Source organism: Streptomyces sp. 5K101 (assembly GCF_046506645.1).
In the GTDB taxonomy this organism is placed as follows: Bacteria; Actinomycetota; Actinomycetes; order Streptomycetales; family Streptomycetaceae; genus Streptomyces.
The window spans coordinates 15,119-36,724 of record NZ_JBKFFO010000005.1 but is presented as its reverse complement, the minus strand read 5'-3'; the positions used below and the strand labels follow the sequence as shown (position 1 = coordinate 36,724).

15 protein-coding genes and 1 pseudogene are annotated in these 21,606 nt (G+C 72.9%); 15 read left to right on the top strand and 1 reads right to left on the bottom strand.

The annotated features are described in order from the left end of the window. Positions 1 to 122: 122 nt before the first annotated feature. From ssd to ACLB9X_RS11110, 7 genes and pseudogenes are all read left to right on the top strand, one after another. Positions 123 to 1,226 (top strand): septum site-determining protein Ssd, encoded by a 1,104-nt coding sequence (gene ssd, locus ACLB9X_RS11140; RefSeq protein WP_410360524.1) that lies wholly within the window; start codon positions 123 to 125, stop codon positions 1,224 to 1,226. Continuing rightward, positions 1,223 to 2,371 (top strand): TadA family conjugal transfer-associated ATPase, encoded by a 1,149-nt coding sequence (locus ACLB9X_RS11135; RefSeq protein ID WP_410360130.1) that lies wholly within the window; start codon positions 1,223 to 1,225, stop codon positions 2,369 to 2,371. The genes ssd and ACLB9X_RS11135 overlap by 4 nt, the downstream gene beginning before the upstream one ends. Further along, entirely contained in the window at positions 2,368 to 3,219 is an 852-nt protein-coding gene (locus ACLB9X_RS11130; protein WP_410360129.1) for a type II secretion system F family protein, read from the top strand. Before ACLB9X_RS11135 ends, ACLB9X_RS11130 begins: the two co-directional genes overlap by 4 nt. Continuing rightward, complete coding sequence (locus ACLB9X_RS11125) at positions 3,216 to 4,010, top strand: type II secretion system F family protein (protein ID WP_410360128.1); 795 nt, start codon at positions 3,216 to 3,218, stop codon at positions 4,008 to 4,010. The genes ACLB9X_RS11130 and ACLB9X_RS11125 overlap by 4 nt, the downstream gene beginning before the upstream one ends. A gap of 51 nt (positions 4,011 to 4,061) precedes the next feature. Then, entirely contained in the window at positions 4,062 to 4,292 is a 231-nt protein-coding gene (locus tag ACLB9X_RS11120; RefSeq protein WP_410360127.1) for a DUF4244 domain-containing protein, read from the top strand. After that, a complete protein-coding gene (locus ACLB9X_RS11115) occupies positions 4,279 to 4,776 on the top strand; it encodes a TadE family type IV pilus minor pilin (RefSeq protein WP_410360126.1) in 498 nt (165 codons plus the stop codon). The genes ACLB9X_RS11120 and ACLB9X_RS11115 overlap by 14 nt, the downstream gene beginning before the upstream one ends. Further along, positions 4,773 to 5,033, top strand: a pseudogene (locus ACLB9X_RS11110) (Rv3654c family TadE-like protein); the annotation flags it as partial. The gene ACLB9X_RS11115 and the pseudogene ACLB9X_RS11110, both read left to right, overlap by 4 nt. Before the next feature lie 241 nt (positions 5,034 to 5,274). On the opposite strand, the gene ACLB9X_RS11105 reads toward ACLB9X_RS11110, so the two are convergent. Further along, positions 5,275 to 7,959 (bottom strand): DEAD/DEAH box helicase, encoded by a 2,685-nt coding sequence (locus tag ACLB9X_RS11105; RefSeq protein ID WP_410360125.1) that lies wholly within the window; start codon positions 7,957 to 7,959, stop codon positions 5,275 to 5,277. A 79-nt stretch (positions 7,960 to 8,038) separates the two neighbouring features. On the opposite strand from ACLB9X_RS11105, the gene ACLB9X_RS11100 reads away from it, so the two are divergent. The 8 genes from ACLB9X_RS11100 to tmk all read left to right on the top strand — a co-directional run bounded on the left by ACLB9X_RS11100 (position 8,039) and on the right by tmk (position 21,324). After that, positions 8,039 to 8,392 carry an STAS domain-containing protein gene (locus tag ACLB9X_RS11100; RefSeq protein WP_003967428.1) on the top strand — a complete coding sequence of 118 codons (354 nt, stop codon included), beginning with the start codon at positions 8,039 to 8,041 and terminating at the stop codon, positions 8,390 to 8,392. 93 nt (positions 8,393 to 8,485) lie between these two features. Beyond that, entirely contained in the window at positions 8,486 to 8,914 is a 429-nt protein-coding gene (locus ACLB9X_RS11095) for an ATP-binding protein (RefSeq protein ID WP_410360124.1), read from the top strand. 530 nt (positions 8,915 to 9,444) lie between these two features. Further along, positions 9,445 to 11,853 (top strand): sodium-translocating pyrophosphatase, encoded by a 2,409-nt coding sequence (locus ACLB9X_RS11090; RefSeq protein WP_410360523.1) that lies wholly within the window; start codon positions 9,445 to 9,447, stop codon positions 11,851 to 11,853. Positions 11,854 to 12,042: 189 nt separating this feature from the next. Beyond that, on the top strand, positions 12,043 to 12,627 hold the full coding sequence (locus tag ACLB9X_RS11085) for a small secreted protein (RefSeq protein WP_410360123.1): 585 nt from the start codon (positions 12,043 to 12,045) through the stop codon (positions 12,625 to 12,627). Positions 12,628 to 12,792: 165 nt separating this feature from the next. Next, the gene (locus ACLB9X_RS11080; protein WP_410360122.1) at positions 12,793 to 14,304 is read left to right on the top strand and encodes a methyltransferase; all 1,512 of its coding nucleotides are present in this window, start codon (positions 12,793 to 12,795) and stop codon (positions 14,302 to 14,304) included. 349 nt (positions 14,305 to 14,653) lie between these two features. Beyond that, positions 14,654 to 14,851 (top strand): hypothetical protein, encoded by a 198-nt coding sequence (locus tag ACLB9X_RS11075; protein ID WP_410360121.1) that lies wholly within the window; start codon positions 14,654 to 14,656, stop codon positions 14,849 to 14,851. Between the two features lie 223 nt (positions 14,852 to 15,074). Further along, the gene (gene topA / locus ACLB9X_RS11070; protein ID WP_410360120.1) at positions 15,075 to 17,942 is read left to right on the top strand and encodes a type I DNA topoisomerase; all 2,868 of its coding nucleotides are present in this window, start codon (positions 15,075 to 15,077) and stop codon (positions 17,940 to 17,942) included. A 199-nt stretch (positions 17,943 to 18,141) separates the two neighbouring features. Further along, positions 18,142 to 21,324, top strand: coding sequence for a dTMP kinase (gene tmk, locus ACLB9X_RS11065; RefSeq protein WP_410360119.1), 3,183 nt, complete (start codon positions 18,142 to 18,144; stop codon positions 21,322 to 21,324). Positions 21,325 to 21,606 lie beyond the last annotated feature (282 nt).

Genomic DNA, 21,606 nt, shown 5'->3' with positions numbered 1-21,606 from the left:
TTTTTCGGCAAGATCCACACGATTTTTCAGCGGGTTGCACCGTGATTCCGTCGCGAAGTTCGCGGACCCGAGGAATCACCGATCTCGCCGTGCGCGAGATCGCCTGGAGAGGGGTGGAGATCGTGGCCGGATCCATCACATCGGAGCGTCCCCGCAGCGCCGAGGAGCGCCGCGACGGACCGCTGATCGTCACGGAGGACGTGGAGCTGCTCGACGACCTGCTGCGGCTGTGCGCGGCGGCGGGGGCCGAGCCGGACGTCCACCACACGGTGCCCGACCGCAAGGGCGTCTGGGAGGGTGCGCCGCTGGTCCTCGTCGGGGATGACGCGGCCGAGCGATGCCGCGGGGCCACTCGCAGGCGCGGGGTGCTGCTCGTGGGCCGCGACCAGGACGACCCGGACGTCTGGCGGCGGGCGGTGGAGATCGGGGCCGACAGTGTCCTGCGCCTGCCGGACGCGGAGGGCTGGCTCGTCGACCGGATCGCCGACGTCGTCGAGGGCGTCGGACGGCAGGCGCTGACCGTCGGAGTCATCGGTGGACGGGGCGGTGCGGGGGCGTCGACGCTGGCCTGTGCCCTCGCCGTGACGGCCGCCCGCGCCGGCCGGCGCACCATGCTCGTCGACGGGGACCCGCTCGGCGGCGGCCTGGACGTCCTGCTCGGCGGCGAGCAGACGGAGGGTAGACGATGGCCCGATTTCGCCGCCTCGAAGGGGCGCGTCGCCGGCGGTGCACTGGAGGAGTCGTTGCCGGAGCTGCACGCCCTGCGGGTGCTCAGCTGGGACCGCGGGGATTCCGTCGTCGTCCCGCCCGAGGCGATGAGGTCGGTGCTCGCGGCGGCGCGCCGCCGGGGCGGCGTGGTCGTCGTCGACCTGCCGCGCCGCGTCGACGAGGGCGTGGCCGAGGCGCTCGCCCAGCTCGACCTGGGGCTGCTGGTCGTCCCCGGCGAGCTGCGCGCGGTCGCCGCGGCGAACCGGGTCGCCTCGGTGGTGGGAATGGTCCTCTCGGACCTGCGGGTGGTCGTCCGCGGCCCGTACGCCTCGAGGCTGGACGAGCAGTGGGTGGCCGCTGCGCTCGGTCTGCCGCTCGCGGGTGAACTGCCCGTGGAGGCAGGGCTGTCGGCGGCGCAGGACGGCGGAGTCCCGCCGGGCGCGAGCGGACGAGGGCCGCTGGCCAGGTTCTGCACGGCCTTCTGGGAGAAGGCGCTCGCCGGGGAGACGGTCTCATGAGCACCGGACTGCTGGAGGCCGTACGGCAGCGGCTGGCGGAGAGCGGTGCCGAGCCGACCCCGGCCAGGGTCGCGGCGGCCCTACGGGCACAGGGACGCCTGCTGGGGGATGCCGAAGTGCTGGGCGGCACGGAGAAGTTACGCGGCGAGCTGGTGGGCACGGGGCCGCTGGAGCCCCTGCTGTCCGACCCGTCCGTCACCGATGTGCTGGTCTCCGCGCCGGACCGGGTGTGGGTGGACCGTGGCAGGGGCCTGGAGCTCACCGAGGTGACGTTCCCGGACGCCGCGTCGGTGCGCAGGCTGGCGCAGCGGCTCGCGGCCGTGGCGGAGCGCAGGCTCGACGACGCCCGGCCCTGGGTGGACGCCCGGCTGCCGGACGGGACGCGGATGCACGCCGTGATTCCTCCGGTCGCCGTCGGCTCGACGTGCCTGTCGCTGCGGGTGGTGCGGCCCCGGGCGTTCTCGGTCCGGGAGCTGGTGGTGGCGGGGACGGTTCCGCCGGACGGGGAACGTGTGCTGCGGGCGCTGATCGCGGCCCGGCTCTCCTTTCTGATCAGCGGCGGAACCGGTTCGGGGAAGACGACCCTGCTGAGCAGTCTGCTGGGGCTGGTGGGGGAGCGGGAGCGCATCGTGCTCGCCGAGGACTCGGCCGAGCTGAGACCCGACCACCCCCACGTGGTGCGGCTCGAATCGCGCGCCGCCAACCAGGAGGGCGCGGGACGGGTGACCCTGCGGGACCTGGTCCGCCAGGCGCTGCGGATGCGGCCCGACCGGCTGGTCGTCGGAGAGGTCCGTGGCGCCGAGGTCACGGAGCTACTGGCCGCGCTCAACACCGGTCACGAGGGTGGGTGCGGCACCGTACACGCCAACGCGGCGGGGGACGTGCCGGCGCGACTGGAGGCGCTGGGGACGGCGGCGGGTCTGGACCGGGCGGCACTGCACAGCCAGTTGGCCGCGGCCCTGTCCGTGGTGGTCCATCTGGCGCGGGACGCGGACGGGCGGCGGCGCATCGCGGAGGTGCACGTGCTGGAGCGGGATGCGGCCGGGCTGGTGGTGACGGTCCCGGCGCTGAGGTGGGGTGCGGAGGCGTTCGCGCGCGAGGTGGGCTGGCCGCGGCTTCGTGTCCTGATCGGGGAGGCGCTGTGAGGGCCACCGAGTCGATCTGCGCGGCGGCGGTCTGCGCGGGGGCCGCCGCCTGGCTGATCGCCGGCAGGGACCAGGGGATGCGCCGTGCGCGGCTGCTCCTCGCCGGTGGGGGTGCCGTCGCGGAGCCGCCGTGGTGGGCGTGGGAGCGCGTGCTGCCGGTGGTGCGGCTGCGCAGGGAGTGGCTGTGTTTGCCGGTGGCGCTCGTGGTCGCCGTGCTGGGGAAGTCCGTCCTGCCCCTCGTCGCGGGGGCGGCGGCGATGCCGTTGGCACGGCGGCGGTTGCGGGCGCGGGAGCACCGGAAGGAGAGGGATCGCAGGGCCGAGAGGGTGGTCGCGCTGTGCGGAGCGGTCGCGGGAGAGCTGCGGGCGGGACTGCAGCCCGGGCAGGCGCTGTTGTTCGGCGCCCGGTCCACCAGGGCGCTCGGTCAGGCGGAGGCGGCCGTCCTGGCGGCGGCGCGGTTCGGCGGTGATGTGCCCGGGGCGCTGAATGCCGCGGCTCGGCAGCCCGGCGCGGAGGGGCTGGCCGGATTCGCCGCCTGCTGGCGGGTCGCCGTGGACAGCGGGGCGGGGCTGGCCGCCGGGCTGGACCGGCTTGAGGCGGCGCTGCGGGCGGAGAGGGACCAACGGCAGGACTTGGCAGCGCAGCTGGCGGGTGCCTGGTCGACGGTCGTGCTCCTCGCGCTGCTGCCCGTCGCGGGCCTGGGAATGGGCTGGGCGCTCGGAGCGGACCCGCTTGACGTGCTGTTCCACACGCCGGGCGGTATCGCCTGTCTGGCCGCCGGTGGGCTGCTGGAGGCAGCGGGCCTGTTCTGGGCGGGGCGGATCGTGCGGGCGGGTGAGGAGACATGAGCCCGGATGTCGTCCACAGGCTGGGGGCGGTGCTGGCCGGCCTGGCGGCGGTGAGCTGTGCCGGGTCGCTGATCGCCGCGCACCGCCGGGGCAGGGCGGTGCGCGGACGGATCGAGGCGCTCCTGTCGGTGGAGCGGGAACAGCGCCGCAACAGAGCGCAGTTGGTGGCCCGCGCGAGGGAGTGGGCGGCGCCGTTCGGCGCGGCAGCCCTCAGCTATGTCCTGATCGGTGGCCCGGTCGGAGCCCTTGTGGGGGTCGCCGCGGCACTCGGCGTACGGCACTGGCTGCGGCGCCGGGTGGGTGCCGCAGCGGTGGTGGCAGAGAAGGAGGGAGCCGACGGAGGCAAGGAGGCGGCACGTCAACTGCCGCTCGCTGCCGACCTCCTGGCCGCATGCATTTCGGCCGGCGCGGGGCCGCGGGAAGCGGCGGAGGCCGTGGGCGAGTCGCTGGGCGGTCGGCTCGGGGAGCGCCTCGTCAGGGCCGCGGCCGAGCTGAGGCTCGGCGGCGAGCCGGCGCACGCATGGGGCTGGTTGGGCGCGACAGCGGGTGCCGAGCCGCTGGCCCGCTGCCTGGAGCGCGCCGACCTGACCGGCGCCCCGGCGGCGGAGCAGGTGACGAGGCTGGCCGAGAGGCTGCGGGCGGACCGCGCCCGCCAGGTGGCGGCACGAGGCCGGAAGGCACAGGTGCTGATCACGGCACCCGTGGGCCTGTGCTTCCTGCCCGCCTTTCTCGCCGTCGGTGTCGCACCGGTGGTGATCGGACTGGCCGGCGGACTGCTGGCCGCCGACTGACGCACTGATTTCTCACGAAGACAAGCGCACGACGACACCAGGGAGTTGAGCATGTGGAATACGCTGTGGCACCGGCTGTGCGAGAGCAGGGCCTCCGGACGCGGACTGCGCGGCCGACTGGCCCGGCTGCGGACGGACAAGGGCATGACCACATCCGAGTACGCGGTGGGCACGATCGCCGCCTGCGGCTTCGCGGCCGTCCTGTACAAGGTCGTGACGAGCGACGCCGTGTCGAAGGGCCTCCAAGCATTGATCGGCAAGGCCCTCGATGCCCAGTTCTGAGAGGCCGGGCGCGGTTCCGGGCACAGGCGGCGACCGGGGGTCGGTGACCGCCGAGGCTGCTGTGGCGGTTCCCGCCCTGGTCGTGTTCGCCATGGCCCTGGTCTGGGCGCTGATGGCCGCGTCCGCGCAGATCCAGTGTGTGGACGCGGCACGAGCCGGGGCCCGGGCCGCGGCAAGGTCGGAGCCGCGTGCGGCGGCGCTCGCCGCCGCACGCTCCGCGGCCCCGGCCGGCGCGCGGGTCACCCTGTCCAGGGCAGGCGACGTGTGGTGGGTACGGGTGCAGGCGGATACGCCCGGACCTGGTGCGCTGGGGCTGACGCTGAGCGCCGAGGCGGCGGCCCTGGCCGAGGACACGGTGGGGCGGGGCCCGGACGACGCCTCGGCCGGCAGCACGGCAGCCGCCTGGCCCGGCGTCGCACGGGCGACCACGGCGCGTGCTTCGGCCCGTGCCGGCGTCGCGGGTGGTACGGCGGTGGCGCCGTGAACCGGGACCGTGGTTCGGCCACCGTCTGGGTGGCCTCCGCCACCACGGTGCTGTGCGCGGTCTTCGCGCTGGTGCTGGCGATGGGGCAGGCGGTCGTGGCACGCCATCGGGCGGGCGGCGCCGCGGACTTGGCGGCCCTGGCCGCGGCCGGCCACGCCCTGAGCGGCCAGGCCGCGGCGTGTGCCAGGGCGGCCGAGGTCGCCCGGGCACAGGAGGCGGAGGTCACCAGATGCGTGGTGACGGGCGAGATCGCCGATGTGACCGCCCGCTCCCGCTTCGGGCCGTACGCGCCCGAGGTCAGGTCGAGAGCGGGGCCGCCCGACGGGACGGACGACGGGGGCTCTTTGGCGATACCGCAGAGCCCGACCGCCCGTACGGTCCCGCTGCGGGCCGAACGTACCCGAGGTCAGGTCGAGAGCGGGGCCGCCCGACGGAGACCTTGGGCGACGCAGAGCCCGACCGCCCACACGGTCCCGCCACTGGGTCGCAGGGACTTCCCTACGACGGGTCGCGGGGCGGCGGCCCCTCCGGCGTCGGGGCGGCCGCATCCGGGACAGGCCGGTCTCCCGGTTCGCCGTCCGGTGCGTCCTTCGACGGGGCGGCAGGTCCGTCTGCCCGCTCGACCGCCGCGTCACCCATCGGCTCGCTCGCCTGTTCCTCCGCCGGCCCTTCCGTCGCCTTCCGCTCGGCCGCTTCCCCGGCCTCGCCCAACGGGCCCGGCTCCACCGGCGCTTGGGCCGGAGCCCCCCGGAGCAGTTCGGTGAGCAGGCGGACCGCGCCGCGCTTGTGCAGCGGGTCGTTGCCGTTGCCGCATTTGGGGGACTGGATGCACGAGGGGCAGCCGGCCTCGCACTCGCAGGACGCGATGGCCTCACGTGTCGCCGTGAGCCATTCGCCGGCCGTGTGGAAGGCGCGCTCGGCGAAGCCCGCGCCCCCCGGATGCCCGTCGTACACGAACACCGTGGGGAGCAGCGTGTCGGGGTGGAGCGGGACGGACACGCCGCCGATGTCCCAGCGGTCGCAGGTGGCGAACAGCGGCAGCATGCCGATCGAGGCGTGTTCGGCGGCGTGGAGGGCTCCGCCGAGCTGTTCCGGGCCCACCCGGGCGGCGTCGAGCTGGTCCTCGGTGACCGTCCACCACACGGCCCGAGTGCGCAGGGTGCGGGGCGGGAGATCGAGCTTCGACTCTCCGAGTACCTCGCCGGTGACGAGCCGGCGGCGCAGGAAGGAGACGACCTGGTTGGTGACCTCGACGGAGCCGTAGCACAGGCGCCCGTCACCCCACGGGACCTCGATGTCGGTGTCGAGCACGGAGATGGAGGTGGTGTCCCGTGCAGTGGTCGAGTAGGGCGGATTGGCCTCCTCGACCAGGGCGACCGAGTCCTCCAGGTCGAGCTGTTCGACCAGGTAGGTACGGCCCTGGTGCAGGTGGACGGCGCCGTCGTGGACGGCCGTGTGGGCGGCGGCCTCGTCGACCGTGCCGAGCAGGCGGCCGCTGGAGGCCTCGACGATCTGGACGGGACGCCCGCCGCCGCCGCGGATGTCGGTGAGGTCGGCGGCCCGCTCGCGGCGCGTCCAGTGCCAGCCGGAGGCACGCCGGCGCAGCAGCCTGGCGGTCTCCAGCTGGGGCATGAGCTCCGCGGTGGCGGGGCCGAAGAGCTCCAGGTCGGCTTCGGTGAGCGGGAGTTCCGCCGCGGCGGCGCACAGGTGGGGGGCCAGGACGTAGGGATTGTCCGGGTCCAGGACGGTGGACTCGACCGGCCGCCGGAACAGCGCCTCGGGGTGGTGGACGAGATAGGTGTCCAGCGGGTCGTCGCGGGCGACGAGGACGGCCAGGGCACCCTGGCCCGAGCGTCCCGCGCGGCCGGCCTGCTGCCACAGGGAGGCACGGGTGCCCGGATATCCGGCGATGACGACCGCGTCGAGGCCGGAGACGTCGACGCCGAGTTCGAGGGCGGTGGTGGCGGCGAGGCCGAGGAGGTCGCCGGAGTGCAGGGCACGCTCCAGGGCGCGGCGCTCCTCGGGGAGGTAGCCGCCGCGGTAGGCGGCGATGCGCTGCGGCAGCGAGCGGTCGACCTCGGCGAGGCGCTCCTTGGCGATCACGGAGATGAGCTCGGCACCGCGCCGGGAGCGTACGAAGGCGACGCTGCGGACGCCCTGCACGGTCAGGTCGGTCAACAGGTCGGCGGTCTCGGCGGTCGCCGTGCGGCGCACCGGTGCGCCCTTCTCTCCGTGGAGCTCGGTGAGCGGCGGCTCCCACAGGGCGAAGACGAGTTCGCCGCGCGGTGAGGCGTCGTCGGCGACCTCGCGAACGGGCAGGCCGGTGAGGCGGCCGGCGGCCACCGAGGGGGCCGCGGCGGTGGCCGACGCGAGCAGGAAGACGGGGCTCGCCCCGTACCGGGCGCACAGGCGGCGGAGGCGGCGCAGCACCTGGGCGACGTGGGAGCCGAAAACACCCCGGTAGGTGTGGCACTCGTCGATCACGACGTAGCGCAGGGAGCGGAGGAAGGAGGACCAGCGCGGGTGGGAGGGGAGTATCCCGAGATGCAGCATGTCCGGGTTGGTGAGGACGTAATTGGCGTACTGCCGCACCCATTCGCGTTCCTCGACGGGCGTGTCGCCGTCGTAGACGGCGGGGCGGACGCGGTTGCCGAGGGGGGCGGCGAGTTCCCGGACGGCCCGCAGCTGGTCGGCGGCGAGGGCCTTGGTGGGAGCCAGGTAGAGGGCGGTGGTGCCGCGGCCGTTCGGGGCCTCGGCACCGTCGAGGAGGGTGCTGAGGACAGGGGCGAGGTACGCCAGGGACTTGCCCGAGGCGGTGCCGGTCGCGATGACCACGGACTCGCCGTCCAGGGCGTGCTCGGCGGCGGCCGCCTGGTGGGCCCAGGGGTGGTCGATGCCGGCCGCCTGGACAGCGGCGATCACTTCCGCGCGGATGCGGTCCGGCCAGACGGCATGCCTGCCCGGTCGCGGGGGCAAGTGCTCCGTATGAGTGATGCGCGCAGCCCGGTTCGCCCCCGTGGTGAGCCGGTCGAGGACCGCACCGGGGGAGGGGCGGGTTTCCCCGCTCGCGGGAGGTCGTCTGGGACGGTGATTCTTGGCCATCGGCACCGAGTGTGTCACTGGCGTGACGGACAATGGTCCCAAGGCGTCGTGCATGGCTGCTGGTAAGTGATTGAATGCCATCGCGGCTGGCGACCGTCCTCCGGCTCCGTCGGGGAGACCTGCGGGGACGGCCGCTCGATAGCAAGGTGCTGGAGGATCCGTGGACCTGTCCCTGTCGACTCGCAATGTGTCCGGCCCTGGTGGCGACCGCACGGTCGTCGAGGTCGGTGGCGAGATTGATGTGTATACCGCGCCCAAGCTGCGCGAGCAGTTGGTCGAGTTGGTGAACGACGGCAGCTACCACCTGGTTGTCGACATGGAGGGCGTGGATTTTCTCGACTCCACCGGCCTGGGCGTGCTCGTCGGCGGCCTGAAGCGCGTGCGCGCGCACGAGGGCTCCCTGCGCCTGGTCTGCAACCAGGAGCGCATTCTCAAGATCTTCCGGATCACGGGTCTGACCAAGGTGTTCCCGATCCACACCACGGTCGACGAAGCCGTCGCGGCGACCGACTGACGGTTAGCCGGAGACCGCCGGAAGCAGTGAGGGGCACCGGGCATCCAGCCCGGGCCTCTGTGAGGCACGCTCGTATGTCCGAGGGGGATCTGCATGGCCACCGTTGAGCTCCGCTTCAGCGCCCAGCCCGAGCACGTCAGGACGGCCCGGCTGGTCGCCGCTGCCGTGGCACGCAGGGCCGGGGTCGACGAGGCGGTGCTGGACGAGGTCCGCCTCGCCGTGGGCGAGGCGTGCAGCCGGGCCGTCGGACTGCACCGCAGCCACGGCCTCACGGCGCCCGTGCGGGTCGTGCTGTCCGAGGAGGAGAAGGCCTTCTCGATCGAGGTCGGGGACGAGGTCCCCGGCTCGGGTGCCTCGGCCGCGGGCGGGCGTGCCGACGACGAGGCCGAAGCCGAGGGCGAGGACGAGATGGGGCTGGCGGTGATCAGCGGCCTCGTCGACGACATGGAGGTCTCGTCCTCCGAGGAGGGCGGCGTGATCAGGATGAGCTGGCCCGCCGCACCGCCTCCCCCGGCGACCTGACCGTTCGGTCCGCTGTCTCGGCTCCGAGGGCCGGGCTGTCTCGACTTCCGGGCGGGCCGCCCTCTCTCCGGGGTCGGCCGTCCCTTCTTCGCGGTCTGCTCCCGGTCGGCTGCCCTCGTCCGGGCCCGGGTCGGCCGCCGGACAGGCCCCGCCGTGACCCGTTCGGCCCATCGTGGGCCGAACGATTCCACGAGCGAGCCGGGGCGCCGGAAGCCGTCGCGGAGGACCGGCCGGATTCGGCGGGCGGCTTTGTGCGCGAGCTTGACCGCCACCCGGATGATCGATCTTCCGATTCTCTACTCATTAGATCTACGAAAGAGGTCTGCTGAGCAGGGCCTTTTCGTATTTTCTAGATCATGGATCAAGAGTCAATGCTTTTGCCCCATTACTACTTTCGGGCAAGTTTTCCGTACGCGATCATTTGCTGAGTAGCCACTCAAGGTCGATTGCATTTGACGCACCCTGTTTTGATCAGGTTCCGCTACTTACAATCCGTCCACATCTTGAGCTCTGAACGTCAAGGAGGACGAATGGCGGGGCTCTTCAACCCACAAATGACCGATCATCCCACTTCCTACGCAGCTGCGGTGCTCACGGATGACAACCGGATGATCATCGTGGTCATCGCGGCCGTCGCGCTGGCGGCCCTGGTCGTCGCCCAATTGCTCGTGCGCCAGGTCCTCGCCGCAGGCCAGGGCACCGATTCCATGAAAAAGATCGCAGCAGCGGTGCAGGAAGGCGCGAATGCCTATCTCGCCCGGCAGCTGCGCACCCTCGGCGTCTTCGCCGTCGTGGTGTTCTTCCTGCTCATGCTTCTTCCTGCGGACGACTGGTCGCAGCGTGCGGGGCGTTCGGTGTTCTTCCTCGTGGGCGCGATCTTCTCGGCGGCCACCGGATACATCGGCATGCGTCTCGCGGTGCGGGCCAATGTACGGGTGGCGGCAGCCGCGCGGGAAGCGACACCGCAGGAAGGAGAGCCGGAAAAGGATCTGACGGCCGTCGCGCACAAGGCCATGAAGATCGCATTCCGTACCGGTGGCGTGGTGGGCATGTTCACGGTGGGCCTCGGGCTCCTCGGTGCCTCCTGCGTCGTGCTCGTCTACGCGGCCGACGCGCCCAAGGTGCTCGAGGGCTTCGGTCTCGGCGCCGCGCTGATCGCCATGTTCATGCGTGTCGGCGGCGGCATCTTCACCAAGGCGGCCGACGTCGGCGCCGACCTCGTCGGCAAGGTCGAGCAGGGCATCCCCGAGGACGACCCGCGCAACGCCGCGACCATCGCCGACAACGTCGGCGACAACGTCGGCGACTGCGCCGGCATGGCGGCCGACCTCTTCGAGTCGTACGCCGTCACCCTCGTCGCCGCCCTCATCCTCGGCTCGGCGGCCTTCGGCGACGCCGGGCTCGCCTTCCCGCTGATTGTCCCGGCGATCGGCGTGGTCACCGCGATGATCGGCATCTTCGCGGTCGCCCCGCGGCGCGCCGACCGCAGCGGAATGACCGCCATCAACCGGGGCTTCTTCATCTCCGCGGTGATCTCGATCGTCCTGGTGGCCGTCGCGGTGTTCACCTACCTGCCCTCCTCGTACGCCGAGTTGGACGGTGTCGGCGACGCCGCCGTGCGGGCGCACGACGGAGACCCGCGCATGCTGGCACTCGTCGCCGTCGCCATCGGAATCGTGCTGGCGGCCCTGATCCAGCAGCTGACGGGCTACTTCACCGAGACGAACCGGCGTCCGGTCCGGGACATCGGCAAGTCGTCGCTGACCGGCCCGGCCACCGTCGTGCTGGCCGGCATCTCGATCGGCCTCGAATCGGCGGTCTACACCGCGCTGTTGATCGGCCTCGGTGTCTACGGCGCGTTCCTGCTCGGCGGCACGTCGATCATGCTCGCCCTGTTCGCCGTGGCGCTCGCCGGAACCGGTCTGCTCACCACGGTCGGCGTCATCGTCGCGATGGACACCTTCGGACCGGTCTCCGACAACGCCCAGGGCATCGCGGAGATGTCGGGCGACGTCACCGGCGCGGGCGCGCAGGTGCTCACCGACCTGGACGCCGTCGGCAACACCACCAAGGCCATCACCAAGGGCATCGCCATCGCCACGGCCGTGCTCGCCGCGGCCGCGCTCTTCGGCTCGTACCGCGACGCCATCGGGACCGCGGCCAGGGAGGTCGGCGAGAGGCTCGGCGACGGTGCTCCGATGAATCTGGTCATGGACATCTCCCAGCCGAACAACCTGGTGGGGCTGGTGCTGGGCGCCGCGGTCGTCTTCCTCTTCTCCGGGCTTGCGATCAACGCCGTGTCCCGCTCGGCGGGAGCCGTGGTCTACGAAGTGAGGCGGCAGTTCCGCGACCACCCCGGGATCATGGACTACTCGGAGAAGCCGGAGTACGGGCGCGTCGTCGACATCTGCACCAAGGACGCGCTGCGGGAGCTGGCCACGCCGGGTCTGCTCGCGGTGATGACGCCGATCGCGGTCGGCTTCTCGCTCGGGGTCGGCGCGCTCGGCGCGTTCCTCGCGGGTGCCATTGGCACCGGAACGCTGATGGCCGTGTTCCTCGCCAACTCCGGCGGCGCGTGGGACAACGCCAAGAAGCTCGTCGAGGACGGCCACCACGGCGGCAAGGGCAGTGAGGCCCATGCGGCGACGGTGATCGGTGACACGGTCGGCGACCCGTTCAAGGACACGGCCGGTCCGGCGATCAACCCCCTGCTGAAGGTGATGAACCTGGTGGCGCTGCTGATCGCGCCGGCGGTCGTCCAGTTCAGCTTCGGGGACGACTCCAACCCTGGCGTGCGCGCGCTGGTCGCGGCGATCGCCGTGGCGGTCATCGTGGGGGCCGTGTACATCTCCAAGCGGCGCGGCATCGCGGTGGGCGACGACGGCGACAGCCGGGCCGATCGCAGCGCGAAGTCGGCCGATCCGGCGGCGGTTTCCTGACGCCGGATCAATCAGTGGGCGGGTGCCGCGGACTGACGCGGCGCCCGCCCATTCGCGCGTGTGGGTGAGTCTTGTCTCCCTTGGTGCAAATGGCTGCAATAGGGGATGAACCGTGCACACGACACGCGTTTGTCGCCCACTTGGCGTGTATGTTCCGGGGCCGAGAGAGCCTTGGAAGGGACCAATCCGGTGAACAAGAAGCTTGCGGCCGCACTGTCCGGCGGTGCGGTACTGGTACTGGCGCTGTCGGGATGCGGGGACGACAGCGAGAAGAAGGTGAACGACTGGGCCAAGAAGGTCTGTGACCAGGCGCAGCCGCAGATCCAGAAGAGAGCCGACGCCCAGCAGGCCATCATCTCGACGGCCGCGGACGGCAAGCCCGCCGACATCCAGGCCGCCGACTCCAAGGCTTTCGCCGACATCGCCGCAGCGGACAAGGCACTTGCCAAGGCGGTCAGGGACGCCGGCGTCCCGCCGGTCGAGAACGGCGAGAAGCTCCGCACGGACGCCGTGAACGAGCTGGAGGCCACCGCCAAGGAGTACCTGGCGCTCAAGCAGAAGGTCGACAGCCTCGACGCCAAGGACCAGCAGAAGTTCGCCGACGGCCTGCAGGAGGTCGCGGACGGTCTGAAGAAGATCGAGCGCATGGACCAGGCCGCGCTGGCCAAGCTGCAGGCGGGCGAGTTGGGCCAGGCGATGGCGAAGCAGCCGGGCTGCCAGAGGGCCAAGGCGTCGAGCCCCGGCCCCGGCGCGTCGGCGTCCGGCAAGGCGTGACCGGCACCCGTTCGGCCCGTTCGCAGCGCAACAGGGCTGCGTGAGGCTCCACTCGGCCCACGGCCGACGCGTGCCGTCGCACGCAGGCTCGTACCGCACGGCCCGCTCCCCGACCCGGGGCCGGGCCGTGCGGCGGTTGTCAGGGGTGGCCGCCACAATGGGTTCGTGAGTACGACCAGTCTTCCCGTGCCCGACCACGCTCCCCGACTCCGCGACGCCTTCCTCGCCACCGGTTTCACCGCCGACGGGCTGCTCGACCTGCTCGGAGCCCCGGCGTATGCGGCGCTCGCCCGCAGCGAGACCGTGCCCGCCCTGCGCGCCACTCGTGGCGAGGGAGCGCTGGAGACGCTCGTCCGGCTGTTCCTCTTGCAGCGGCCCGTGGCGTACGGGCGGGCACGCGACGCGCTGCCGGTCGACGCGTGCCTGGCGGACGGCTGGGTGCTGCGCGACGGCGACGAGGTCCGCGCCACCGTGGACGTCCGGCCCTACGGAGGGCCGGAGGGGCAGGACTGGTTCATCGTGTCCGACCTGGGCTGCGCTGTCGGCGGCGCGGGGGGAGCCGGCGGCCAGGGCGAAGGGGTCGTCCTCGGCGTCGGCGGCGCCTCCACCACGCTCGCCGGCATCACCGTGCGTACGCCCGTCGCGTCCGCGCTCGACGTCGGCACGGGATCCGGTATTCAGGCGTTGCACGCCGCGCAGCACGCGACGCGGGTCACCGCCACCGATCTCAATCCCCGTGCGCTGCACTTCGCCCGGCTCACGCTCGCGCTGTCCGGCGCGCCGGAGGCCGACCTGCGGGAGGGCTCGCTGTTCGCGCCGGTCGCCTCGGACACGTACGACCTGATCGTCTCCAACCCGCCCTTCGTCATCTCGCCGGGCGCCCGGCTCACTTACCGGGACGGCGGGATGGGCGGGGACGATCTGTGCCGTTCGCTCGTCCAGCAGGCGGGGGACCGGCTGAACGAGGGCGGCTTCGCGCAGTTCCTCGCCAACTGGCAGCACGTCGAGGGGGAGGACTGGCAGGAGCGGCTGCGCTCCTGGGTGCCGCGCGGTTGCGACGCCTGGATCGTGCAGCGCGAGGTGCAGGACATCACGCAGTACGCGGAGCTGTGGCTGCGCGACAGCGGCGACCACCGCAGCGATCCCGCGCAGTACGCGGCGCGGTACGACGCGTGGCTGGACGAGTTCGAGGCGCGGAAGACCAAGGCCGTCGGCTTCGGCTGGATCACGCTGCGCAAGTCCGGTGCCGACCGGCCGTCGATCGTGGCGGAGGAGTGGCCGCACCCCGTCGAGCAGCCGCTCGGCGACGCCGTGCGCGCCCACTTCGACCGGCAGGACTACCTGCGGACGCACGACGACGCGGCGCTGCTCGCCGACCGCTTCCGGCTGGTGCCGGAGGTGGTGCAGGAGCAGGTCGGGCTGCCGGGCGCCGAGGACCCGGAGCACGTGGTCCTCCGCCAGAACCGCGGCATGCGGCGGGCGACCAAGGTCGACACCGTGGGCGCGGGCTTCGCGGGGGTGTGCGACGGGACGCTGAGCGCCGGACGGATTCTGGACGCCATCGCCCAGCTGATCGACGAGGACCCGGTGCTCCTGCGCGACCGCACGCCGCAGGCGCTGCGACTCCTGGTGGAGGAGGGCTTCCTCGAACCGGCCGATCCGGCCACGACGGCGTAGGCACCTGCACGGGCCGGTGCCGGGCCGGCATGGGCTCTGCACGGGCCGCGCCGGCATGGGCACCGGTACGATTCGCGCCGCTCGATACGGGCAAACCGGCCAATGTTCGGACAGCGCTCTCCCGCCGCGTCGGCAGGACCGCCGCCGGAGCGGTGCACTCCGGCGGCAGGGATAAGAGGACGAGCCCCCTCCGGAAACGTCGGAAGGACGCTCCTGGCGGGAAAATCGCCGGCGCGACCGCGCGAGTGAACCCACGCGTCGTTCACCCGGAATTCGTGCGGGCGACGCCCGGGGGTGCCAGCCTCGGCATCCGGACGTCCATGGCGCCAGGAAAGGACCGGATACGGGCATGGAGAGCGGGCCAGCGATCTTCGCCGGAACGGCATTCGCGCTGTTCGGAGCCGGGCTGCTGCTGTGGACGGGGATGCGGCTCGCGCACCGCGCGCCCGTCGCGCACGGAGTGAGCCCCGCCACGGCCACCGCCTTCGGGATCTTCTTCGGTGCGGTCTTCCTCACGCTCGGCGTGTGGTGCTTCGCTCGCGTCTGAGGCGGCGCACAGGCGCCGACGTACCGGTCCGGGCGGCATAAAGGGCTGGACTCGGGTTACCGTTCGAGTGGCCGTTGCGGTCTTTTGCCGTTTGACACGGGGGCGGGTTGTACCGTCACACTCCGCAGCGACAGCAGCGCCACAGCTGTGCCGTAACGCCGCACCGCCGCGTACCGCACCGCAGTGAGCGCCCATCGAGCGTCGACCGGAGAGAAGAGCGAAGTTGTCCCCGACCAGCGAGACCGCACAGGGCGGCCGCCGACTCGTGATCGTCGAGTCGCCTGCCAAGGCGAAGACGATCAAGGGCTACCTCGGCCCTGGTTACGTCGTCGAGGCGAGCGTCGGGCACATCCGCGACCTGCCGAACGGCGCCGCCGAGGTGCCGGAGAAGTACACCGGCGAGGTGCGCCGCCTCGGCGTCGACGTCGAGCACGACTTCCAGCCGATCTACGTCGTCAACGCCGACAAGCGCGCCCAGGTCAGGAAGCTCAAGGAGCAGCTGGCCGAGTCCGACGAGCTCTACCTCGCCACCGATGAGGACCGCGAGGGCGAGGCCATCGCGTGGCACCTCCTCGAGGTGCTCAAGCCCAAGGTCCCCGTCCACCGCATGGTGTTCCACGAGATCACCAAGGACGCGATCCGCGACGCCGTCGCCAACCCGCGCGAGCTCAACAAGCGCATGGTCGACGCCCAGGAGACCCGCCGCATCCTCGACCGCCTCTACGGCTACGAGGTCTCGCCGGTCCTGTGGAAGAAGGTCATGCCCCGGCTGTCCGCCGGCCGTGTCCAGTCCGTCGCGACCCGGCTCGTCGTCGAGCGGGAGCGCGAGCGCATCGCGTTCCGCTCCGCCGAGTACTGGGACCTGACCGGCACCTTCGCCACCGGCCGCGCAGGTGACGCCTCCGACCCGTCGAACCTCATCGCCCGCCTGGCCACGGTCGACGGCCGTCGTGTCGCACAGGGCCGTGACTTCGGCCCGGACGGGCAGCTGAAGGCGGGCTCCGGCCAGGTGCTGCACCTGGACGAGGCCAACGCCCGCGCCCTGGCCGCCGCGCTCGCCGACACGTCGTTCAGCGTCCGCTCCGTCGAGTCGAAGCCGTACCGCCGCTCCCCGTACGCGCCCTTCCGCACCACGACCCTCCAGCAGGAGGCCAGCCGCAAGCTCGGCTTCGGTGCCAAGGCGACCATGCAGATCGCGCAGAAGCTGTACGAGAACGGCTTCATCACCTACATGCGTACGGACTCGACCGTGCTGTCCGACACCGCCGTCGCGGCGGCCCGGGCCCAGGTCACGCAGCTCTACGGGGCGAACTACCTGCCCGACACGCCACGCGTGTACGCCGGGAAGGTCAAGAACGCGCAGGAGGCGCACGAGGCGATCCGGCCTTCGGGCGACCGTTTCCGCACGCCTGCCGAGACCGGCCTGACCGGCGACCAGTTCCGGCTCTACGAGCTGATCTGGAAGCGGACCGTCGCCTCCCAGATGAAGGACGCCGTCGGGAACAGCGTGACGGTGAAGATCGGCGGCCGGGCCGCCGACGGCCGCGACGCCGAGTTCACCGCGTCCGGCAAGACGATCACCTTCCACGGCTTCATGAAGGCCTACGTGGAGGGCGCCGACGACCCGAACGCGGAGCTGGACGACCGCGAGCGGCGCCTGCCGCAGGTCGCCGAGGGCGACGCGCTGTCCGCCGAGGAGATCTCGGTCGACGGCCACGCCACCAAGCCGCCCGCCCGCTACACCGAGGCATCGCTGGTCAAGGAGCTGGAAGAGCGCGAGATCGGCCGCCCGTCGACGTACGCGTCGATCATCGGCACGATCCTGGACCGCGGCTACGTCTTCAAGAAGGGGACGGCGCTCGTGCCGTCGTTCCTCTCCTTCGCCGTGGTGAACCTGCTGGAGAAGCACTTCGGCCGGCTCGTCGACTACGACTTCACCGCCAGGATGGAGGACGACCTCGACCGCATCGCCCGGGGCGAGGCGCAGGCCGTGCCGTGGCTCAGGCGCTTCTACTTCGGCGAGGGCGACGCCGCCGGCGCGGCCTCCGAGGCGGGCAACGGCGACGGCGACCACCTCGGCGGTCTCAAGGAGCTGGTGACCGACCTCGGCGCCATCGACGCCCGCGAGATCTCCAGCTTCCCCGTCGGCAGCGGCATCGTGCTGCGCGTCGGCCGCTACGGCCCGTACGTCGAGCGCGGCGAGAAGGACGCGGAGGGCCACCAGCGCGCCGACGTCCCGGACGACCTCGCGCCCGACGAGCTGACCGTGGAGTACGCGGAGGAGCTGCTCGCCAAGCCGAGCGGTGACTTCGAGCTGGGCACCGACCCGGCGACCGGACACCAGATCGTGGCCAAGGACGGCCGCTACGGCCCGTACGTCACCGAGGTGCTGCCCGAGGGCACGCCGAAGACCGGCAAGAACGCGGTCAAGCCGCGTACGGCGTCGCTGTTCAAGTCCATGTCGCTGGACACCGTCACGCTCGAGGACGCGCTGAGGCTCATGTCCCTACCGCGGGTGGTCGGCACCGACGCCGAAGGCGTCGAGATCACCGCGCAGAACGGCCGCTATGGCCCGTACCTGAAGAAGGGCACCGACTCGCGGTCGCTGGAGAACGAGGAGCAGCTGTTCAGCATCACGCTGGACGAGGCCCTCGCGATCTACGCGCAGCCCAAGCAGCGCGGGCGGGCTGCGGCCAAGCCGCCGCTGAAGGAGCTCGGCACCGACCCGGTCAGTGAGCGTCCCGTCGTCGTCAAGGACGGCCGCTTCGGCCCGTACGTCACCGACGGCGAGACCAACGCGACGCTGCGCACCGGCGACAGCGTCGAGGACATCACGCCGGAGCGCGGTTACGAGCTGCTCGCCGAGAAGCGTGCCAAGGGGCCGGCCAAGAAGAAGGCGGCCAAGAAGGCGCCCGCCAAGAAGACCGCGGCCAAGAAGACGGCGGCGAAGAAGACCGCCGCCAAGACCACGGCCGCCAAGAAGACGGCTGCCGCGAAGAAGACGACGGCCGCCGCCAAGAAGGCACCGGCGAAGAAGACCGCCACGAAGAGGGCGTCGGCGAACGCGTCCGCGACCGCGGGCGAGGAGTAGAGAAGCGGCCGGGAGGCGACTCCCGGCCGGACCGGCACGGGCGCTCTGCCGCACGAGGACCCGCACGAGGACCCTCTACGAGGGTTCCCTCGAGGAGCCCCGCGAGGACCCCCATGAGGACCTTCACACTCGTGTGACAAAGCGCCCGTGTGTTCGGACACCCCTCCGGGGAGCGACCCGCTCCGGATAGGCTGGGCGGATGACGCGAGCCGAGCAGCCAGCCGAGCAGCAGGCGGTCATGAGTACCGCTGCAGAGACTGCTTCCGACGCATCTGATTCCGACGCACTCGCCGCGGACTCACGGGAGCGTGCCGTGCGCGCCTTGCTGCGTCACGCGCCGCTGCGGCGGCTCTGGAACGCCCAAGTGGTCGGCGGGACCGGGGACGCCCTGGGTGTCCTCGTCCTGATGCTGCTGGCGTTGCAGGCGGCGGTCGCATCGGGCACGTTCGGGACCGGTTACCGCGGGGCGGCCTTCGCCGTCGCCGCCGTCCTCGGCGCGCGCGTGCTGGCCACGCTGCTCTTCGGCGCCGTCCTGCTCGGCCCCATGACCTCGCTCACCGCGCCGAGCGGCCCGCTCGACCGGCGCTGGACCATGATCGGCGCGGACGGCGTGCGGGTCGCGCTGCTGGTCGTCGCGCCGCTGTGGATCGACTGGACCCCCGCGAACGCGCTCGCGATCCTGCTGATCACCGTCTTCGTGTCCGGTGTCGCCGAACGCTTCTGGACGGTCTCCCGGGACGGCGCCGCGCCCGCGCTGCTGCCCGCGCCGCCGCTCGAGGGTGCGGCGGTACGGCCGCTGCCCGACCACCTCGACGCGCTGCGCAGGCTGTGGCTGCGCACCGGCTTCGCGGTCATTCCGGCCGCTGCCGCCGTCCTGCTCGTCGCCACCCTGATCGGCAACCTGCTCGGCTCGGGCATCGAGTGGTTCACGCTGCACCAGGCGGCGCTGGCCTCCTACGTCGCGGCCGGCCTGTTCGCCGCGTCCGTGTCGACGCTGTACTTCGTGCAGCTGCCCGCCGCGCAGACGCCCCGGCCGCGTTCGCCGCTGGAGGGCCTGCGCCGCCCGTCGACCGGGCACGGTGTGGACAAGGGCCGCACCAGCAGCATCCCGCTGTTCGTGCTCGCCTGCGCCGCCGTCACCGGAGCCATCGCGTCCGCCACGGCCGTCGCCGTGCTCCACGCCGGCGATCTCGGCGGCGGCCCGGCGGCGTTCGCGCTGCTCGTCCTCGCCCTGATCGGCGGCACGGGAGCCGGGATCCGGGCGGCCGGAGCCGTCCTGCCCTCGCTGTCGCGCCGCCGGCTGCTCGCCCTCGCGCTCACCGTGACCGGCGTGGCGCTGCTCGCCATGGGGCTCGTGCCGGACACGGCCACCGTGCTGTTCATCGCGGCGCTCGCCGGCTTCGCGGCCGGCGTGGCCGCGAACACCGGGCACGGCCTGATCGATCAGGAGACCGAGGACTCCCGTCGCCCCCGCATCACCGAGCACCTCCAGGCCGTCGTCCGCGTCGCCATCGGGCTCGCCGCGATCGCGGCCCCGCTGCTCGCGGCGGCGATTGGACCGCACCGGCTCGCGAGCGGCGACTTCGTCTTCGCGCACGGCGGGGCCGCGTTCACGCTGATGCTCGTCGGCGCGCTGCTCCTGCCCGTCGCCGCGGTCGTGCTGGCCAAGACCGACGACCGGTCCGGGGTGCCGCTGCGCCGCGATCTGCGCGACGCGGTGCGCGGCGGCGCGGACCCCGCCCTGGCGCCCGCTGCGAACGGCTTCTTCATCGCCATCGAGGGCGGCGACGGCGCCGGCAAGTCCACGCAGGTCGAGGCGCTCGCCGAGTGGATCCGGGCCAAGGGCCACGAGGTCGTCGTCACCCGGGAGCCGGGTGCCACCCCCGTCGGCAAGCGGCTGCGGTCCATCCTGCTGGACGTGTCGAGCGCCGGACTGTCCCACCGGGCCGAGGCCCTGCTGTACGCCGCCGACCGCGCGGAACACGTCGACTCGGTCGTCCGCCCGGCGCTGGAGCGCGGCGCGATCGTCATCTCCGACCGCTACATCGACTCCTCCGTGGCGTACCAGGGCGCGGGCCGCGACCTGTCGCCGACCGAGATCGCACGGATCTCGCGCTGGGCCACGGACGGACTCGTACCGCACCTGACCGTGCTGCTCGACGTCTCCCCGGAGACCGCGCGCGAGCGCTTCACCGAGGCGCCGGACCGGCTGGAGTCGGAGCCCGCGGAGTTCCACCAGCGGGTGCGCGCCGGATTCCTGACCCTGGCCGCGGCCGCCCCCGGGCGCTACCTCGTCGTGGACGCGGGCCAGGAGCCCGAGACGATCACCACCGTCGTACGCCACCGGCTCGACCAGATGCTTCCCCTGTCCGACGCCGAGATCAAGGCCCGGGAGGAGGCGCGCAGGGCGGCCGAGGAGGAGGCCCGCCGCAGGGCCGAGGAAGAGGCGGCGCGCAAGGCGGAGGCCGAGCGCCTGGAGCGCGAGCGTCAGGAGCAGCTCGCGCGGCTGCGTGCCGAGGAGGAGGAGCGCAAGCGGCGCGAAGAGGAGGAGGCGCGGCAGCGCGAGGCCGAGCGCCAGGCCGAGGAGGCCAGGCAGCGCGCCGAGGACGCGCGCCGGCGGGCGGAGGCGGAACGCCGCCGTCGCGAGGCGGAGGAGAAGGCCCGCCAGGAGGAGCAGGAGCGGCTGCGCCGGCAGGCCGAGGAGGAGGCCCGGCTGCGGGCCGAGGCCGAGGCGCGCCTGCTGGAGAAGCAGCGCAAGGCGGAAGAGGCGCTGCTCAAGGCCGAGCAGGCGCGGAGGGCCGCGGAGGCGGCCGCTGCGGCGGCGGCCACGGCGTCCACGGCGTCCGCGCAGTCGGCGAACGAGGTCACGGTCCCGACCCCGGTCGTGCGGCCGGAGGAGGAGCCGTCGGCCGGGCCCGACGAGATTACGCGGGAGGTCCCGAGGCCGGGCACGGTCGCCGGGGACGACGAGACGCGGCTGCTGCGCAAGGTCCCGGATGAGGCGGAGACGTCCGTCCTGCCGGCGGTGGACCCGCGGGCCGAGGAAGAGACCTCCGTGCTGCCGGCCGTGGACGACCGGCGGGCGGCCGACGAGACGGCGGTCCTGCCGCCCGTCCGCGACGCGCGCCAGGACGCGGATCCCGCGGACCGGGTGCCGCCGGGCTTCTTCCGCGACGAGCGTCCGGGGAACGCTGAGGGCGCTGAGGGCGCGAACGAGCGCACCCGTGAGCTGCCTCAGCCTCAGGTCGACCCGCAGCAGACCCGTGGGCGCGGCCGCCCGGACTGGGCGGAGGAGACGCCGCTGGACGACCTCCCGACCCTGGCGGACGAACTGCTCGGCCCGCACGAGGACGACGACGACCGCCGGGGCCGCAGGCGCTGAGGATCGTCGGAGGCGGCGTCGGCTCCCAGGTCTCGGCCTGACCCGACGCGCCGCCCGGGCCCTGGTGGGACGGGCCGCAAGCGGGGCCGAGGGCGTTCCAGAGCACACCGGGGGCCGGGCGGCGCGGCCCCGTGGCCGTCATGCCCCAAGGGCTGATGCGCCGCGGCCCACCTGGGGCACAGGCAGGCCACGCGGCGGTCGCGCACGGCACTCACGCCCGGACCGGCGGCGCGGGCCCGTCGCTGCCGCGGCCGCGCCCCAGTCCGCGCGCCGGCGGGGACG

Coding starts and splice junctions, on each gene's coding strand:
- ACLB9X_RS11105 (WP_410360125.1), bottom strand. CDS start 7,959: ATGGCATTCAATCACTTACCAGCAGCCATGCACGACGCCTTGGGACCA.
- ACLB9X_RS11090 (WP_410360523.1), top strand. CDS start 9,445: ATGGCGGGGCTCTTCAACCCACAAATGACCGATCATCCCACTTCCTAC.
- tmk (WP_410360119.1), top strand. CDS start 18,142: ATGACGCGAGCCGAGCAGCCAGCCGAGCAGCAGGCGGTCATGAGTACC.
- ACLB9X_RS11115 (WP_410360126.1), top strand. CDS start 4,279: ATGCCCAGTTCTGAGAGGCCGGGCGCGGTTCCGGGCACAGGCGGCGAC.
- ACLB9X_RS11135 (WP_410360130.1), top strand. CDS start 1,223: ATGAGCACCGGACTGCTGGAGGCCGTACGGCAGCGGCTGGCGGAGAGC.
- ACLB9X_RS11075 (WP_410360121.1), top strand. CDS start 14,654: ATGGAGAGCGGGCCAGCGATCTTCGCCGGAACGGCATTCGCGCTGTTC.
- ACLB9X_RS11095 (WP_410360124.1), top strand. CDS start 8,486: ATGGCCACCGTTGAGCTCCGCTTCAGCGCCCAGCCCGAGCACGTCAGG.
- ACLB9X_RS11120 (WP_410360127.1), top strand. CDS start 4,062: ATGTGGAATACGCTGTGGCACCGGCTGTGCGAGAGCAGGGCCTCCGGA.
- ACLB9X_RS11125 (WP_410360128.1), top strand. CDS start 3,216: ATGAGCCCGGATGTCGTCCACAGGCTGGGGGCGGTGCTGGCCGGCCTG.